At 42.7% G+C, this 17,729-nt stretch carries 16 protein-coding genes and 1 pseudogene; 11 read left to right on the top strand and 6 right to left on the bottom strand.

Annotation, left to right across the window (positions count from 1 at the left end):
* Window positions 1-59 precede the first annotated feature (59 nt).
* Entirely contained in the window at window positions 60-2,003 is a 1,944-nt protein-coding gene (locus tag ACFI6G_RS09020) for a methyl-accepting chemotaxis protein (RefSeq protein ID WP_016768300.1), read from the bottom strand.
* Window positions 2,004-2,264: 261 nt separating this feature from the next.
* On the opposite strand from ACFI6G_RS09020, the gene thiE reads away from it, so the two are divergent.
* Window positions 2,265-2,882, top strand: a complete 618-nt coding sequence (gene thiE / locus ACFI6G_RS09015) for a thiamine phosphate synthase (RefSeq protein ID WP_010430512.1) — start codon at window positions 2,265-2,267, stop codon at window positions 2,880-2,882.
* A gap of 201 nt (window positions 2,883-3,083) precedes the next feature.
* Here thiE and ACFI6G_RS09010 read toward each other — a convergent pair whose 3' ends face one another.
* Window positions 3,084-3,428 carry a hypothetical protein gene (locus ACFI6G_RS09010; RefSeq protein ID WP_016768301.1) on the bottom strand — a complete coding sequence of 115 codons (345 nt, stop codon included), beginning with the start codon at window positions 3,426-3,428 and terminating at the stop codon, window positions 3,084-3,086.
* A 389-nt stretch (window positions 3,429-3,817) separates the two neighbouring features.
* Window positions 3,818-4,720 carry a LysR family transcriptional regulator gene (locus ACFI6G_RS09005; protein ID WP_010430506.1) on the bottom strand — a complete coding sequence of 301 codons (903 nt, stop codon included), beginning with the start codon at window positions 4,718-4,720 and terminating at the stop codon, window positions 3,818-3,820.
* Window positions 4,721-4,858: 138 nt separating this feature from the next.
* Here ACFI6G_RS09005 and ACFI6G_RS09000 point away from each other — a divergent pair, with 138 nt between their 5' ends.
* A complete protein-coding gene (locus tag ACFI6G_RS09000; RefSeq protein WP_462710249.1) occupies window positions 4,859-5,287 on the top strand; it encodes a PACE efflux transporter in 429 nt (142 codons plus the stop codon).
* Window positions 5,288-5,544: 257 nt separating this feature from the next.
* On the opposite strand, the gene ACFI6G_RS08995 is transcribed toward ACFI6G_RS09000, so the two are convergent.
* Window positions 5,545-6,552: a helix-turn-helix domain-containing protein gene (locus ACFI6G_RS08995; RefSeq protein ID WP_462710248.1), complete on the bottom strand. Its 1,008-nt coding sequence runs from the start codon at window positions 6,550-6,552 to the stop codon at window positions 5,545-5,547.
* Between the two features lie 159 nt (window positions 6,553-6,711).
* On the opposite strand from ACFI6G_RS08995, the gene ACFI6G_RS08990 reads away from it, so the two are divergent.
* Genes ACFI6G_RS08990 through ACFI6G_RS08975 form a run of 4 tightly spaced genes read left to right on the top strand, consistent with a single transcriptional unit; the run spans window position 6,712 to window position 10,605 of the window.
* A complete protein-coding gene (locus tag ACFI6G_RS08990) occupies window positions 6,712-7,833 on the top strand; it encodes an HlyD family secretion protein (protein WP_010430498.1) in 1,122 nt (373 codons plus the stop codon).
* Complete coding sequence (locus ACFI6G_RS08985) at window positions 7,823-8,842, top strand: DUF2955 domain-containing protein (RefSeq protein WP_010430494.1); 1,020 nt, start codon at window positions 7,823-7,825, stop codon at window positions 8,840-8,842. Before ACFI6G_RS08990 ends, ACFI6G_RS08985 begins: the two co-directional genes overlap by 11 nt.
* A 23-nt stretch (window positions 8,843-8,865) precedes the next feature.
* Window positions 8,866-9,945, top strand: coding sequence for an AI-2E family transporter (locus ACFI6G_RS08980; protein ID WP_016785968.1), 1,080 nt, complete (start codon window positions 8,866-8,868; stop codon window positions 9,943-9,945).
* Entirely contained in the window at window positions 9,946-10,605 is a 660-nt protein-coding gene (locus ACFI6G_RS08975; protein ID WP_016789047.1) for a potassium channel family protein, read from the top strand.
* 101 nt (window positions 10,606-10,706) lie between these two features.
* On the opposite strand, the pseudogene ACFI6G_RS08970 reads toward ACFI6G_RS08975, so the two are convergent.
* A pseudogene (locus ACFI6G_RS08970) lies at window positions 10,707-10,964 on the bottom strand (hypothetical protein); the annotation flags it as partial.
* Between the two features lie 458 nt (window positions 10,965-11,422).
* Here ACFI6G_RS08970 and ACFI6G_RS08965 point away from each other — a divergent pair.
* Complete coding sequence (locus ACFI6G_RS08965) at window positions 11,423-12,016, top strand: hypothetical protein (RefSeq protein ID WP_016795043.1); 594 nt, start codon at window positions 11,423-11,425, stop codon at window positions 12,014-12,016.
* A 230-nt stretch (window positions 12,017-12,246) separates the two neighbouring features.
* Here ACFI6G_RS08965 and ACFI6G_RS08960 read toward each other — a convergent pair whose 3' ends face one another.
* A complete protein-coding gene (locus ACFI6G_RS08960) occupies window positions 12,247-12,456 on the bottom strand; it encodes a hypothetical protein (RefSeq protein WP_010430480.1) in 210 nt (69 codons plus the stop codon).
* A gap of 1,132 nt (window positions 12,457-13,588) precedes the next feature.
* Between ACFI6G_RS08960 and ACFI6G_RS08955 the strand changes: the two genes are divergently transcribed.
* The 4 genes from ACFI6G_RS08955 (at window position 13,589) to ACFI6G_RS08940 (ending at window position 17,293) form a co-directional block, all read left to right on the top strand.
* Window positions 13,589-14,521 carry a siderophore ABC transporter substrate-binding protein gene (locus ACFI6G_RS08955; protein WP_016768308.1) on the top strand — a complete coding sequence of 311 codons (933 nt, stop codon included), beginning with the start codon at window positions 13,589-13,591 and terminating at the stop codon, window positions 14,519-14,521.
* A 98-nt stretch (window positions 14,522-14,619) separates the two neighbouring features.
* Entirely contained in the window at window positions 14,620-15,573 is a 954-nt protein-coding gene (locus ACFI6G_RS08950; protein ID WP_016768309.1) for an ABC transporter permease, read from the top strand.
* A complete protein-coding gene (locus ACFI6G_RS08945; protein WP_016768310.1) occupies window positions 15,566-16,516 on the top strand; it encodes an iron chelate uptake ABC transporter family permease subunit in 951 nt (316 codons plus the stop codon). The genes ACFI6G_RS08950 and ACFI6G_RS08945 overlap by 8 nt, the downstream gene beginning before the upstream one ends.
* A 12-nt stretch (window positions 16,517-16,528) precedes the next feature.
* The gene (locus ACFI6G_RS08940) at window positions 16,529-17,293 is read left to right on the top strand and encodes an iron ABC transporter ATP-binding protein (RefSeq protein ID WP_462710247.1); all 765 of its coding nucleotides are present in this window, start codon (window positions 16,529-16,531) and stop codon (window positions 17,291-17,293) included.
* Window positions 17,294-17,729 lie beyond the last annotated feature (436 nt).

Raw genomic sequence — 17,729 nt, 5'->3', positions numbered from 1 at the left:
GATACTTATGTGCTGGGGGCTTTTTATTATTGGTTTGAAGCTGTGTATAGACTAGCTTGCTAGGTTCTAAATCGATTCACTTGGCTCTCTAGGTGATGAGCAACCTCGGTTAAGTCGCTCGCTGCACCTGAAATGCTGCTTACCGACTCTTGGTTACTTTGCGCGATGGTGTTTGCACCTTGCGCGTTCTCACCGAGTGACTTGGTTAGACGATCTTGCTCATCAACCGATACCGCGATTTGGCTATTGGCTTGATTTAAATCTTGAATGTGTTGGTTAATCACATGCAAGTTCTGAGAAGCCTGCTGTGCCTGAGTTGAAGCATCGGAAACCGTGCTGTGGCTCTCCTTAATCGACTCTAACGCATCTTTAGCGCCACGCTGCAGCGATGTGATGAGTTCATCAATCTGGCTAGCAGAATCTTGGGTGCGCTTAGCAAGCGTTCTTACTTCATCAGCTACGACGGCAAACCCGCGACCTTGTTCACCTGCGCGCGCAGCTTCAATAGCCGCATTCAATGCTAACAGGTTGGTTTGCTCAGAAACGCCTTTGATTACTTCAAGAATGGCACCAATGTTCATCGACTCTTTGTGTAGGTCTGTCACTTTCTGGCTACTCACCTGCATGCTTTCATCGGCGCTGCCAATTTCATGCAGTGTCTTGTCTACTTCTTTAAGTCCCATCGCGACATTCTCGGTCGCTTGATTTGCAACTTGAGAGGCGTGGTTAGCACTTGAAGCAATTTCCGATGTGCTCGAAGCCAATTGATCAACGGCTGACGAGATATTGATCATTTCATTGTTCAACTGTGTCGCGTTGGTCGAGCTGTTGTTAGTCACTTGATTAAGAGATTCGGACATCTCACCAATACGCACACTAGAGCGGTTCACTTGGCCAACGATATCGCGCAGAGATTCAATGGTGACCTCCATGTTGGTCAGTAGTTCGCCAATCTCGTTTTTGCTTTCAATGTTCACTTCAACATTCAGGTTGCCTTGAGAAAGCTCATTGGTGATCTGTTTAACCTGTGCGATACCTTTGGTGATAGAACGAGTCACCAAAACCGCGCTTGTCATGCCAATAAGCAAAGCCACTCCTGTAAGCAAGAAGATGATTTGAATGGAGCGTTTTTCACTGGCTTGCAGTACCGGCGTGAGCGCTTGCTTTTGTTGTTCGAGAATACTTTGAGCATCAGCTACCGAAATAGCTAAGCTATCGCCAATAGAGGCGAGAGTAGCGGTTCTTTGGGTGTTCTCAATCATCTGCTGATGAACTTGCTCAAAACCTTTCGCGTACGCTTCACGTTGGTTAGAGAAATCTTCAATCAGTTCACTTTGATAAGGGGATGATTTAAGAGATTCAATATCACCTTCGATACCTGGTAGAGCATATTCAAAAATGTCTTTACCGGCCTCATAGGTTTTGAGGTCGTTGTTGTTTGAGTAACTCAGCACAGTGATCTTGGCGGCGAGGAAATTCTCCATCAACATACCGGCGTATAAGCTCGCGTTTGGATCGTTGTTGTTGTAAGACTCATACAACAAGCTCTGAGCAGCTTTCAGTGCGTTGGTTTCCCTTTTGACCATCTCCACATTTACCAACTGGTCAATGAGGAGTTGGCTTTGTTTCATTGACCCATAAGCCGAATCAAAAGCTGCAACGCTGTCTTGCACTAATTGCAGGCTCGAGAGACTATCGGTATTGGTGGTGGTTTGGATTAGATTGTTCAGCAGTTCATCAATCGCGAGTTTGCTTGATTGATAATTCGTTTCGTATTGCTCATCCAATGACTCTAAGTAACGTTCAGAGGCTAAACGCATCTGAAGAAAGTGCACTTGAATGTTGCCTGATAATGTCGCTTTATGGCTGAGCTCACTGTATTGGCTAAAACCGTTCGACAAGGTTTGGATACCTTTGTAACTCACAAAGCCTGAAATGACGAAAAAGAGCAAGCAGATGGCATAACCCAGCTTGATCTTGAGCGCTATAGAAAGGTGGCGCATAACTATCCCTATATTGACCTGATTCTTTCACAGAGCAGTATTTCATAAAACGGTGTGTCGGGCATACTCAAAGTGAATAGTTTGTGTAAAAAGTAACGCTTTAGTTAAGTAATTCAGTTTTTTCAACACATTTTCAACGGGTTGCATATTTAATAGCGCGCGCTTAATTGAGCTAATTTAGTATTAACGTCCATGCACATGATGATAATTGTCGGTAAAATGGTAACAACTCAATTTAGACTTCAACGCCAAAGGTGCGATATGACCCTTTATAAACTCTATTTAGTAACGGATGACCAACAAGATTTAGATACGCTCAAGTTCGTGGTTGAACAAGCAGTTGCTGGTGGCGTCACCATGGTCCAAGTAAGAGAAAAGCATGGAGATGTAAGAGCGTTCATTGAACGAGCACAAGCTGTTAAGTCTATTTTGGCAGGAACAGACGTACCTTTGATCATTAATGACCGAGTCGATGTTGCATTGGCGGTGGATGCCGATGGCTTACATTTGGGTCAATCGGATATGCCACCAATCATAGCGCGTCAGTTGATTGGACCAGATAAGATTCTAGGTTTGTCGATAGAAGATGAGCAACAACTTCAACAAGCTGACGATTTGCCGATTGATTACATTGGTCTCAGTGCGCTTTTTACAACACCGACCAAGACTAATCTAAAAAAGCATTGGGGTTATGAAGGTATTCAAATGGCTTTGGAGACAACGAAGCTGCCGATTGTCGGTATTGGTGGAATCAACGAATCGAATATCCCTCAGTTAACGCAAACAGGCATCCATGGGTTGGCATTAGTCTCTGCGATATGTCACGCAAAAGACCCGAAAAAAGCAACGCAGGATCTGTTGTCCCTAATGGAGGAGTGAAAGGGTATTTAGACCAGAAAATAATGCGTTTAGCTGTTTGTTTTCTAGTTAAAACATAAGCACAGAGGTGTGCTTATGTTTATCGACTGAGCTTTTAAGGAAAACTATTAAGAACGATATTCTATATACCTATGTAAACATATAAGGGACATAAACAGTTTATCGGATGTACAGAATTATCTGTTGAATATTCAGTTTGGTCTACTGAGCGCACAGAGCAACAGTGCCGATGATCATAAGAACGATCGCGGTGTACCAACCGTATTGCGCTGTTTTATTCGCGACAAAAGCTTTAATGTAATTGATTTCTTCATGCGCCATCGCGATAAAGTCCGTGTAGTTAATTGATAACTCACGGCTGGCTTCTTTCAAGTCTTGCTGCAGTTTGTTGAAAGCCTCATCGATGAAGCCTTTTGTTTCTGAAACAGAAGGAGTAGCAGCCAAAGCTAGACTATTCCAAACTGCCATACGCGATTCATATTCGCTTTCACTGACACAATTAAGTACGCGTAAATCATACTCTCGTTTGTTACGCTCTTTACCCATTTTCTCAGGGCAAATATTTCTTAAAACGTTCACGACAAATTTTCCAAAAGGTTCATTTAGATATAGAAAAGCACTCAAAGAGGGCTCATAAACTGGGGCGAATCAATATTCAAAAGTGATCTATTTGAAGCTGTCATAAGTTCTTGCAGGGCAGGGACACTTATTTCGAAGATTTGAAGTTGGGTCAGTGTTGTTAAAGAGCGATTTGGGACTGTCTATATTCGTTCGAAAAGACAAACCCGTTGGGATCGCATAGTAGTTATGTCACTTTGGGACATCAACTAGGGTGTTTTATCCAGACGACAAAGATATTTATCGGCAAGATAAGCTAAAATGAGGTAGTCGAGGCGTAATCATTACTAACCTCGATTCTAAGAATGGATCAGCTTTTAGTTTACTTGCCATTGGTTGTATTGCAGTGAATACCGTTCAAGGGTCTCGATGAGGCTAGTAAGAACCGGGCCGTTAATGTGACTGCGAGACACCAAGCAACCAACAGGTGTTATCCAACCACCATGCTCGTGTGCGACAGGCAAAGCCACAAGGTCTCCTTTTTCAATCCCTTTCATTACCATCATTTCAGGCACATTTGCCCAGCCAACATTCTGTTCAACGAGATCAACAATGGTCTTATGATTATTGGCATACCAAAGCATGGAGCTAATGCCGTAAGTGAACCATAGTTCGCGTTGTTTCGAACTGCGATGCACACATTGGCGATAACGCTTTAAGTCTGAGTCTTGCACTACGGGTAATTGGCTCAGTTCGTGAGTAGCCGAACTGACAGTTAGGAAACGCGCTTGGCCAAGCAAGAAAAAGTCCATATCAACCTTTAGCTCACCATCGGCATAGATGATTCCAACTTGCGCCTTGCCGCGTCTCACTAAGTCTTCGACATCGAATGTTGAAGTGGTAATGATATCGAAGTGTGTGATAAGGAATTGATCGGCTAGCGAGCTGATTATCTTAATGAAATTCTTATCGATAATGCTTTCATCAACCGCAATGATCAGTTCATGTTCGTCTTCTTGTGTCAGCGATTCTACTTTTTGGTCGAAGTACTTTTGTTGATCAAGAATGGACTTAGCGACAGGCAATAACGCTTTACCTGTGTTGGTTAAAACGGGGATGTTTTTCTCTCGGTTAAACAGCTCTTGGTCGATGGCTATCTCTAGGTTGGCGATCGACTGGCTGACGCCGGATTGAGCACGTTTCAGCTTGCGCGCTGCCGCTGAAAAAGATCCGCTTTCACACACAGTGACGAAGACTTTTAATTGCTCAAAACTGTACATGCTAGCTCTCACTCAATCCAATATGGGCTAATAATGTTCAGGCTATCACTATTCGTGATGGCTGTTAACTTTCTCTTATTATTTCAGATGACATAATCTCGACCAATCCAACACATAATAGATTATTTAGAGGAATGTATGAGTACGTTAGAAAGAGTGTTTCACTCTGTGTTATTTGAAGTATTGGCCGTAACACTTTCCATTGTCGGCTTAGCGATATTTACCGATCATGATGTGAACGCCTTATCAGGAACCATGATAGTTGTTGCGAGTATCGCGATGATGTGGAACTACTGTTTTAATCGCATTTTTGATTGCTATTTCACGGGGGAAAAATCACAGCGTTCACTTAAGTTACGTGTTTTTCATGTCGTGTTATTTGAGGCTGGCTTGCTGGTGGCGACGATCCCTGTGATGGCGTACTTGCTCAACGTCGGTATTTGGCAGGCATTTTTGATGGATATCGGCGTGACCATTTTTATTACCATTTACGCATTTGTATTCAACCTGATTTACGACCATGTTCGAGCGTTTTTGGTGCATAGAGCCAATCTCGCAGTTCAGTAATCTGCTAAGTCAGTAAACGCTATTTTGGCTACTAACTGATTGTTTATTCGTTATTTTTACGGAGGTATTCGGCTAGTAAGCCTAGGTCACTCGTCATTTATTCTGCTATCTTCAATAAGGTGATAATTTGAAATACAAGCCAAACCTGAAGCAAGCTATCGAAGTGCGGATAGGGCGCTTTATCGTGCCAAGGGCAGTGGCCGAAATAGGGTATGTAGTTCTAGTCCGAGTTGCCCAGAGCCAATTGCCTTGGTTAATTATAATCGTGTCTGAGCCGAAATTGAGCGTTGGTAAATCTTTGGGGTAATACCGGAGACTCGTTTAAAGGCTCTAGAAAAGTGGGAAATATTGGTGTAACCCAATTGGCTCGAAATGTAAGTCAACGTATGGCCTTCTTCCATCAGCTCACATGCGACGGAAAACATCAGGTTCTCTTTGATTTTCCGGTAGGTGGTATTTTCGTTTTTCAGCTTACGTTGAAATGTTCGTACAGAAAAGTTTAAGAGTTCAGCTGCCTCTTCAAGTGAGAGGTCTTGCTCCTTCATGTAGGGTTTGAGTAACTCGTAAACGCTGTCAGTAAAGCTTGTGTACCATTCAATGATCGCCGGCTTGTTACTTAAGTCTTTGGCGGTGAGTCGAATCGGTAGTTGTAAGATCTCATCAGGGATAAGAACCGCGGTAGAGCGATGGCCGACAAACAGCTGGCAGTGATTGGAAAGCAGCGTTTTAACGATGTCGGTGTCATTGCCTTGCAAACGCACTTTGGTTGGTTGCCAAGGTGACTTATATAGAATGGTGATTAATTCGATGATGTAGGTAATGGCAAAAACTTCGCCCCATTGGAACATGGGTGAATTATCTTCAGTTGCGGTTCGGCAGAACCAACTCTGACCATGCTCTTGAATGAAGTCGACTCTACTACCGGGAGAATCATAAGAGAAAATGGTGTTGATGTGTTTTAACGAATCCTCAATCGTTTCAAACTCGGTAAACTGATGCAAGACGTATGGGATGATTCGTCGTTTAAAGGCCAAACCGAGCACATCCGTAAATCGAGAGACACCGAGTTGTGACGAAGTCAGATAAATCAGTCGCTTGATGGATTCAGACGGCACAAAGTCACTTTCTGATTCAATGAGGCCGGGCGGCAAGCCTGAGTCTTCAAGCAACTTATACAGGTCTAAGCCATAGTCCGTGAACACTTGCACTAAGATTTTGGCATAACTTGTTTGTATTACTGGGACTTGGTAAGAGCGAGTAGCCATGATCAAACAATCCTTGTGTATCTATACGTTATTAGACGTGCATATCATTTACAGTGTTTTGTTTAGTAAATCTAACCCTATTTACTTGAGTTTTCCATGGTCGGGTTTATTTTTAAGATATTAATTTTGTTTGATTTTAGCTATTGAGAAGGGAGTTCCATGTCAGAAGTCAAAGGGAACAAGCAAGACGACAATGAAGAAAGTAGCCAACCCGAAAATGGTAAAGATAAGGTAAGAAAGGTCACCAATTACTTACTCGGGTTTGTGGCATTCACACTGTTATTTAGTGTTATCGCCGATCGAATTATTCCTATTACTGATAACGCACGTGTGAAGGGTTATATCGTTCCTATCAAACCTGAAGTGTCGGGCAAGGTGCTTGATATTTTAGTACAACCAAACCAATTGGTTAATCAAGGCGACACACTTGCGGTTTTGGATAAGTCTGATTATCGAATTGCAGTTCAACAGGCAGAGCAAAACTTAGAAATCGCAGGGCAGAATGTCGGTGCTCAGACTGCGAGCATTGCTTCTGCGCAAGCCAAGTTAACCTCTGCTCTGGTTGAGAAGCAAAACACTCAATTACAGGCTAAACGAGTGTTGGAAATGGCAGACAAAGGTGTCGTGTCTAAATCGGATGCTGACCAAGCCCGCGCTGCACTAGCAACTGCTCGTGCTGGTGTTACTAATGCGGAAGCGGATTTGGAACGTGCTAAACAACAAATGGGTAAAGAGGGCAAAGAAAACAGCCAAGTGAAAGCGGCATTATTGGCCCTAGAGCAAGCTCAATTAAACCTAGAACGCACGGTTATCAAAGCGCCAACTCAAGGGGGTGTGTCTAATTTTAGTTTGTCAGAAGGTTTCTATGCATCTGCGGGGCAAGCCATTATGACGTTTGTCTCAACCGAAGATATCTGGATCGAAGCTTACTATCGCGAAAATAGTTTAGGCAATGTCGCGGTCGGTGATGAAGTGGAAGTTGCTCTAGATTTTGCTCCGGGTCGAATCGTGAAGGGTCGAGTGAGCAGTATCGATTGGGGGGTCGATTGGGGACAAAATGATCAAGCTGGTAAACTAGCTCAAGCGAGTCAACAAACAGGTTGGTTACGCCAAACTCAGATGCTGCCAATCACCATTGAATTTGAACGCGATACTGTGCAAGGCATGCTACGTGTGGGTGGTCAGGCTGATGTGATTGTTTATAGTGGTGATAACTTCGTTTTCAACGCAATAGGCAAGCTTTGGATTCGATTCATAAGCGTACTGTCTTATGTCCGATAAGCCTATTCTCGACCATCAAATTCAGCAACGGATCCTGCGTTATACCGTAGGCGTTACGTTGGCTGTATTTTTGGCTGCATGGATTAACTGGCCACTCGCATTTGTGGCGCCGGTGTTCACAGCTAAGTTCCTACTCGATAAGCCTAACCTGCACAAGGAAACAGTCTACGAACTCTTGTTGGCAGTAGTCGCCACCATGGCATTGGGTTTATTGCTGTCGCGCGGAATTACCCATTATCCGATTCCTCTGTTGATTTTAGTTGGGTTGATGATGTTATGGGGCTACTACTTATTCGTTGACCCTAAATGGAACTTGTTTGCGACTGTGCTATTAATCGCGGTGTTGATGTTGCCATTTATGGCGATTGATAACCCTGGCGTTTCGGTCATGTTGGCTTCTGGTTTGGCGACATCGGGTGTCGTTTCAGTGATGATTTTTGCGTTAGTGCATGTGTTTTTTCCTGAACCTAAAACGGGCTTTTCAGGCTTTGATCCAGTGCCGCTCGAAAAGAAACAACGTTGGTATGCTGCTTTTAGAGCGATGATCATCTCTTATCCTGTCGTGTGCTTTTTCTTTATTTTTCAGATCTCTGAAGCATTGTTAACTATGATGTTTATTGCGTTGTTGTCGTTAATGATTACTTCAGAGAAATCTGTAAAACTGAGCGTCTTTTTAGTCATCAGTAATGGTATTGGGGGCATGCTGGCGATTACCGCTTTTTCAATCCTTTCTATTGTTCCCAATATTGTCTTCTACTCTTTATTTATAGGTCTTGTCGCTATTTTGATGGCCACGAAGATCTACACCGTTCCAGAAAAAGCACCGATTTTTGCCACTGCATTCAGTACCTTATTGGTACTTGTGGGGAGTACATTGATGAGCTCAGGTGATATTGATAGCAACGCATTCATACGCATATTCCAGTTAGTGATAATTGGAGTCTATATGATTTTGGCTTCACTCTTCCTTGAAACCAGGAATTGGAAGTTCTTACAAAATCAGCCTTAATTTTTGCCATACAAGGACGTCTCATGAAGCTAACCGATGATTTTTCAAAACAGGCGATTGATGCCGCAATCAAAATTGCAGCCATTGCCATGCTCGTCTATTGGTGTTTTTCGATTTTGCGCCCATTTATTTTACTGGTGGTGTGGGGGGCGATTATTGCGACTGCGCTGTATCCAGTGGCGGTCGCCATTTCAAATAAAACGGGTATGTCAAAAGGAAAAGCCAGTGCATTGCTGAGCTTTATTGGCGTAATTCTGTTACTGATTCCTCTCGTTGCACTTTCTTCTGGTATTTACACCAGCACTTCAGATTTGATGACCGGTCTTCAAGACGGCACCTTATCACTGCCTAAACCGAAAGAGTCCTTACAAGAGATTCCATTCATTGGAGAGAGGGTTTATTCAACATTGGTTGCCGCCTCAAATAATATAGAAGGCACTTTTATCAAATATGCTGACGAATTGAAGATCTTTGCATCTAAAGCAGCGTCTGTTTTAGGTTCTTTGGGGGGCGGTTTTATTCAATTCATTATCTCGACCATTATTGCTGGCGCGTTCATGAGTAACGCTGAGCGATGCCAAACGGGTGTGATTCACTTGGTGGCTCGCTTAACTGACGGTAAAGGTAAAGAACTTGTTCAACTATCTAAAGCAACGGTACGTAGCGTAGTACAAGGTGTGATTGGTGTGGCCGTCATTCAATCCATCATGTCAGCAATCGGATTAGTTATTGCGGGCGTTCCAGCGGCAGCCATGTGGGCGTTAGCGGTATTGTTGATCGCTATTATCCAACTGCCACCCATTCTTGCTCTGCTACCTGCGATCATCTACATGTTCAGTGTTGAATCGACACTTGCGGCGAGTTTGTTCTTAGTGTGGTGTATTTTAGTGAGCGGTAGTGACGCGATTTTGAAGCCGATGTTGTTGAGCCGCGGCTCTCATATCCCTATGTTGGTGATTCTGTTAGGTGCGTTAGGTGGTATGGCAATGTCGGGTATTGTGGGCCTATTTGTTGGTGCAGTAATACTCAGTTTGACCTACGAACTTATGATGGCTTGGCTTGGTCTTGAAGATAAAGGCGAAGAAGACCAAGAGGCAAAGTAAATGAAACCAGTTTCGAAAGACGACAACTTCTACTTCTTGTTTTATGCACTGTTGGTGTTGTTTTTTGGTTGTGCTGTGATGCAGCAGTTCTATCCGCAAGGACAGAAAACAATACTATTTATTATCATTATTACTTTGGCGAGTTCAATTGTTGGTATTCATAAAGAGCGAGCTTTGTATCGCTCTTGGTATGGGATGTTGTTGATCACGGCCTTGGTGTCTGGTGTGTTTTCATTTTTGGAAGGCTATAACTTATCGGTAGTAACGTTATCGGCGTTGGCTGTGTTCTTGTTTTCGCATATTTACTCTGCGTTAAAGCAAGTGATGAAAGCAAAAACGGTAACCCCTAATCACATCATCGGCTCTATCTGTATTTACTTACTGTTGGGGTTTGCTTGGTCGACTATCTATTTGTTGATTCTAGAAATCTTTCCTAAAGCCTTTAATGGGTTAGAAGAGCAAATTTGGCTAACAAACTTGTTCAATGCAATGTACTTTAGTTTCATTACGTTGACCACGGTTGGCTACGGTGATATATCACCGGCTTTGCCTATTGCTCAGTTCTTTGTGTTTATGGAATCCATTATTGGCAGTTTCTACTTGGCCATCATGGTGGCGAGCTTGGTGAGTATTCGGCTTGCTCAATCTCAATCCCAATAAAGGACACACAAAGAAGCTCGGTAATTGCCGGGCTTCTTCTATCGTATGAGCTTCAAAGTATGTATGGGCTTTGAACTTTAATTTTGTGTGGCCTAGGAATCTTAGGCCTCAGTGCCTTGTATCTTTTCTAGCTTTTCGATAGTCGTTTGCGACACGAGCTGACCATCCATATAGTAGCTAACGTTTTGACCATCTTTGATTCCGGTAAGCGTTCCTGTTTCACCAGAGGTATAGACGATATCCATTTGAATCGTGTTTTTGTCGATCTTAATCATCGTACCCGTTTCAATCGTGCGATTGTTTGAGATTGGTCCTACAGGAGCTTCTTTGAGGCTTGGGTCTAGGCCGTCGTTCAGTTTTGAAAGGGAGGTTGTGGCAATACCAACGGTTACTTCATGACATAGGTGTAAGTTTTTACTGCAAGCCAACGTAAAAGGCGAAAGATAAGGGTAGTGGCTTTAAAAGCAAACTTGGCGATTGAGGTCATCGCTTCAGCCGCAATGCTCAAGCATTTATGTAAATCTGATTCTTTGTATTCTGAGTAGGTCATCTTGTTATCTCATCTCTCGTTGTTATCTTTTACATATAAATAATGACTCCTGTCTAGCTCTATCTCCTGAGTACGTAATGTACGAATATTCAACGTGAAATATTTACCATTTAGTGCCACGTAGCTTAGAAATTAGCCGAAAGGGAATTCGTTGAGAGAAATTAAGCACCTGCCTAGGTGTAAGTTATTAAGTTACCGAAAAAACGAGGTTATATAGTGGTATGATCGCAGGCTCAGCACCATAAGTAATAAAGAATAGGAAACAGAATGACTCACCTTACCGAACAGCAAGAAGCTGCAATGGCGATGTTTAAAGAAAACTTACACCTTCCAAATGGTGGTTTTCATAAACTGATTATCGAGCTAAGTAAGGAATATCAGCTGCCTTTCCAAAAGGTGCGTGCGGTTTTAAAGAAAGCTCAAAAAGATGTTGAACGACAGATACGAGAAGACTTTACCAACGTTGATGACACAGTACTGAGCCAAGCGAATTGGGTAAACATCATTAAGTCGAAGCTTGTTGAGTTAGCGGAAGAAAACCAAACGGTCATGGATAAGCTGCAACTCAATCTGAAATATCAAAAAGTATTGTCGGCAACCAATGGTTCAATCGCAAGCGAAGACGAACGTGACGAGTTGATTGAAGAGTTGATTCAAGCTTATGAGAAAGAGGTGTTCAAACCTTTACTGGCGATGCTGCATACAACAAAGCTGTATTGGAAGTTAATGCTGGTGGATGAGACATGTAAGATGAATGAGGAAAATCGTGAGAAGTTCAGTGATTACCCTCAACACATGCAAGCTGCAGAACACTTATATACTTTGGATCAGAAGTTAAGGTCTATGCCGTTAACTTATTAGTCCATGAATGCACTGATAATGACTCATTGGTGATTCAGAGTTTGATATAAGTTGGTTTCAATAGAAGCACGATAACCTAGCTAGCGTTAGCCGCGTGTGAAATGCAAAAAGGGCTAGGTTTCTGATCTGTTTTACTTCTACTCTATTTCGTTCAGCTAGAGCGAATTGAGGGTGACATCTTTTGTATCTTTGGAACTAGGCAGTGTTTCTTTTTGTAGCCTTTGGAAATGCTATAGGAGTGTGAAATGTCCTAGGGTGTTTCCGTTGCCCGAAACGATAGTTCCGATGCTGTCTCGTTCATTAAATTCAAAGTCGATGAGATAACTGTTGTGTTGTAGCTTAGGCAATATGTGGCGGTGAAGTATATCGCTATTGAGCTGTCGGATCTCGGTGACCCATGAAATTTCTTCTTTATGTAAGTCTATTTTTATCGTGAGCATTTACTACCTTTAAGTTTATTAACTGATTTGTCGCGTGATAATTGGTACCAATGGGTTTGTCGTGTTGTTCTGCGTGACATAACTGTGCCTTGTGTTTATTACATTTATATTTAAGTCGTCGAACTATTGTTGATTCGCTTACTTTAAAGAAAGCAAATGATGAATAGAACGGTAGTGGGATCGAATTTAAAAGCTATTGAATGACTATCTGGGTGAAAGCTGACGCAGAGATGGTGTAACGAGGGAATCGAGAACTGTCTATGTGGAACTTGGACTTACTTTAGCATTAACAGCTCTATAGATTAGAGCCAAGTGGCGAACTATACGCCTAGTTTTTTAAATTACAACCTTATTTTCAATTAAACTTTAAATAAGCCTGAATAAATTAACGCCACTAATTGAGGGTTAAATGAGCGAATAGAGTAGGGTTCATCGCCTCACTGTCTGGGGTAACTACAGTTCTTACTCAAGTTATCTTAGGTTTACTGATTGCCTTTTTTATGATATTTCATTTTAACTTTCTGTTATATAAAGTGTTTACATTGTAAATTGGAAGGCTGGTTTATTTGTGAACTGTTGGGTTTTGAGTTATAGAGCTAAAGCTATAAAGCTTCTTTTTGTTGATTGGTTCGGGAATGTCACCGAGCTTATCCTCTGATAAATCTAATGATTTGCTGTATTTTCAGCTATTCGCGTTTAAAAATTACCGACATCACTCCATCCATATTTCTCATCTGGACCTATTTCCTTATTCTGATGCTATTTTGAACAATCAAGCTTATGGATGAGAAAGCGCCTCCTGATTTATGAACCTCCACTGACTTGAGTCGCATTTTTTCCAGGTCGCTCTTACTACAGAGACCTTCAATTGTGAGTTCTACTCGCCACTACCTGATCTAACAAAAAATGAATACTCACTTTAACGTTTCTGAATAAGAAAGTTGTTGTTACACCAATTTAGTGCAAATATAATTGATAATAATTCTCACTTGCGTTACAGGTATGTTGTCAATTTGGCGGCAGACTTTAAATTATCGTTATTTAGCGGTTGTGTACGCCCCATACTCACCTATGAGTAATGTGACTTTCATTGTCATGAGTGGTGGTTTGTATCAATGGCAAAGGAATAAACATGAAGAAAACAATCAATGCAGTTCGTCAGCTATTGAGCGGACTTGTTATCGTTCTTTTATCGTCAGTGATGGCGATGGCTCAAGCAAACACAGTCACGATTGAACACGTTAAAGGCACAGCGCTGTTTACTGAAGTACCACAGCGAGTGGTGGTTCTTGGCCATGGTAGCTTAGACGTGCTAGATCAAATTGGTGTGCAACCAGTTGGCGCGCCTCATAGCTTGCTGCCTGATTACCTCGCTTCATACAAAGAAACGACTGCGAACACTGGCTCGTTGAGCGAACCTGATTTTGAAGCTATCTACATGTTGAAACCAGACATCATCATCGCGGAAAACCGCATGCTTAAGGTTTACGACCAACTAACACAGATCGCTCCTACGGTCATGTTCTCTATTGAAGGTGATAAGTACTGGGCTGACGCTCAACAAAACTGGCGCGCGCTAGGCGACATTTTTGGTAAGCAAGCTGAGGTCGAAGCGATCATTAAAGAGACTCAAGCTTCGATCACTGTGATAAACGACAAAGTGGCGTCTAACGAAACTTCAGCCATGATGCTAATGAACAACGGCAACAACATCGCTATGTTCAACAAAGGCAGCCGTTTCTCAATCATCTTTGATGATTTTGGCTTCGTTGAGTCAAAGAGTGCAACAGTGGCTCCGATCAAAGGAACACACGGCAATCTAATCTCTTTTGAATACATTGCTGATGCGAAACCTGAAGTGCTTTACGTTCTTGACCGCGAAAAAGCGATTGGCAGATCTGAAGGACGCGCACAACAACTGTTTGATAACCCATTAGTTGCGGCAACACCTGCAGCGCAGCAAGGTAACATCGTTTACCTTGATTCAAGTGCTTGGTATCTGGCAGGCGGTGGTGTGACTGCGATTCACAGAATGCTTGGTGATGTTGAACGTACTATTCAATAGTTACTCATCATCAGATTTTTGGGCTTATAAGAGTGTTCTTATAAGCCCTTTTCACTTTTCATACGGGCTACCCGAGACCTACCTTTAGTATTATTTCTATGTTGAAACCCATTGCAGCTGCTGTATTTCTTGTTGTGTTATGCATTGCGTCATTGATGATTGGAGTCGCTGAAATTAGTTTTAGTGACTTCTTCAACGGCAACCAACACGCCAACTCTATTTATATTGTTAGTCGAATTCCTAGGTTGTTCGCGATTGTGCTTGCTGGCGCGGGATTGAGTGTCGCAGGCTTGATCATGCAGCAGATCGTACAGAACAAGTTTGCCGCACCTTCGACTATGGGGACCATTGACTGTGCCATGTTAGGTTACATCGTTGGTATTCTAGTGCTGGGTAATGCCGCGCAATGGAGCTACTTAGGCTTTATTTTCGCGTTTGCCGTTTTCGGGACCATGTTGTTGGTGCGTTTCTTACAACACCTAAAATTCAAAAATGCGGTTTTGGTGCCTTTGATTGGCATCATGTACGGCAATGTCGTCTCGTCTTTAACAACCTTCATTGCTTATAAGTACGACTTAGTGCAAACCATGTCGGCATGGACGATGGCGAACTTTGCAAGTGTGTTGCAAGGCAGCTACGAAATCCTTTATCTGGCTGTGCCTGCCTGTGTGTTGGCTTACTACTTTGCGAGCCAATTTAGCGCGGCGAGCATTGGCGAGAGCTTTGCTAAAAACATCGGCCTGAATTACCAGAAAATCGTCTTCATCGGTGTTGCGCTTGTTGCTATCTGCGCCTCTTCTGTAGTGATGATCGTTGGCGTCATTCCATTCCTTGGCTTAATTGTCCCGAATATCGTGTCGTTGATGATGGGCGATAACATGAAGAAGATTTTACCTTGGACAGCTTACTGGGGCGTGATTTTAGTATTAGCTTGTGATTTATTAGCTCGAATAGTCATTTTCCCTTATGAGATCCCAATCTCGATGGTAATCAGCATCTTTGGTGGCTTAATTTTTATCTACCTAATCATGAGAGACAAGTCGAATGCGTGATTCAATAAAAATTGCGATTCTGGCTATCGCATCTTTGGGTATGGCGGCAGTATTTGTGGGGCAGGGACTCACGTGGGATAACTACGAGTTCTTCTTGTCTCTGCGATTACCAAAACTGTTGTCGATTGTGTTGGCGGCGGTAGCGATTTCTGCATCGTCATTGGTTTTTCAAACCATTACTAACAATCGAATTTTAACCCCATCCATCTTGGGTTTTGACAGTTTGTACATGCTGGTTCAAACGGTGCTTCTGTTTGTATTTGGCAGTACCAGTTTCTGGGTGATTGATTCCATCGCTAACTTTTCGTTGTCTGTGACTGTGATGATCTTGTTCTCATTTGCCCTGTTCCACTTCTACTTTAAGAGCAAGCGAAACAACGTATTTACACTGCTGTTGATTGGTATTGTGTGTGGCAGCGTATTCTCGAGTCTGTCTAGCTTCTTAGCGATGTTGATTGACCCGAACGAGTTCGCGGTGCTGCAGAATGTGATGTTCGCAAGTTTCAATAATGTGAAAGGTGAGCTGGTTTATCTCAGTCTTATTCCACTGGGTTTGAGCTTGCTTGGACTATGGTTGTTTGCGCCCAAGCTCGATGTACTTTGGCTTGGCGTCGATAACGCGACAAGCTTAGGCGTGAACACCAAGCGACTGACTCAGATTATCTTGGTGATTGTGTCAGTGATGGTGGCTGTGTCTACTGCTTTGGTTGGCCCAGTACTTTTCTTTGGCTTGATCACCGTGAGCTTGGCTCGTCAGATGTTCAGCTCTTATCAGCATCGTGTGCTTATCATTGCCAGCAGTTTATTAGCGGTGGTGCTACTTGTTTCTGGCCAATGGTTTATCGAAAAAGTGATGGCGTTTGAAACCACAGTGAGTGTGATCATTAACTTGGTCGGCGGTTTGTATTTTATGTTCTTGTTGTTACGCACCAGAATTCAGTAAAGGTAGTAAGTAGTGATTAAATTAACAGGTTTAAGTAAGACGTATGGCAAGACACTTGTGGTGGATGATGCCAGTGCCATGTTCCCGAAAGGCGAAGTAACTTCTATCATTGGCCCAAATGGTGCGGGTAAAAGTACGCTGCTTTCAATGGCGAGTCGCTTAACAGACAGTGACGCGGGTGAAGTGGTTATTGGCGATAAGTTACTGGCTGAGTGGGATACCAAAGAGTTAGCGAAGCACCTTGCCGTGTTAAGACAATCAAACAACATCAATATGCGATTTACGATTCGTGAGTTGGTCTGTTTTGGGCGTTTTCCGCATTCCCAAGGTCGCTTGAAAGACGAAGATCATAAGATCGTCGATACAGCGCTCGAACACCTTGGCATTACCGATATCCAAAACAAATACCTTGATGAGTTGAGTGGTGGTCAGCGTCAAATGGCGTTTATCGCGATGGTTGTGGCACAAGATACGGATTATGTGTTCCTAGATGAACCACTGAACAATCTTGATATTAAACACTCTGTTGAAATCATGCAGACGTTGCGTCGTTTAGCGCATGAGTTCAATAAAGCAGTAGTGATCGTGATTCACGACATCAACTTCGCGTCTTGCTATTCAGATAACATTGTCGCGATGAAGAAAGGAAAAGTGGTTAAGTCAGGTAAGGTTGCGGAAGTGGTTGAAAAATCAGTGATGGAGTCGATTTACGAGATCCCATTTGAGATTTGTGAGTTCGATGGTGTTCGAATCTGTATGTATTACTCTGGTCGTTAGGCCTATTAGTTCCTAGATACAAAAAGGAAAAGAGCTCCCATATGAGGAGCTCTTTTTTATTCTCCAAGCTTCTTTGCGCGTTTGCTGCTTTATCTTCTTACAATTTAAGCTTCTTGTAATTTTAACGCCTTGTAACTTCGTCATCTTCTAAGATGAGCTTCTTGCGACTGTTGATAAAGTGACCCAGGTTGATCCTTTACAGTGCGTGGTACGGTGTTAGACCCATTAACACACTCCTCAGTACCAAGATATGTTTAACCATATACTTTGAGAGTATCAGAGTATCAGAGTATCAGAGTGTTACGCTGTAAGTTGCATAATAAATCCAGTCGAGTTTTTGACATCAAGACCTACTCATCGCTAGTTTGATGTTAGTCGAAGATCTATCCTTCATTTTTAACAAACATTTGTCATTTTCGTGTTGAGAGGTGTGAAA

Source organism: Vibrio sp. PSi01 (assembly GCF_054960695.1).
This window is presented reverse-complemented; position numbering and strand designations above follow the sequence as displayed.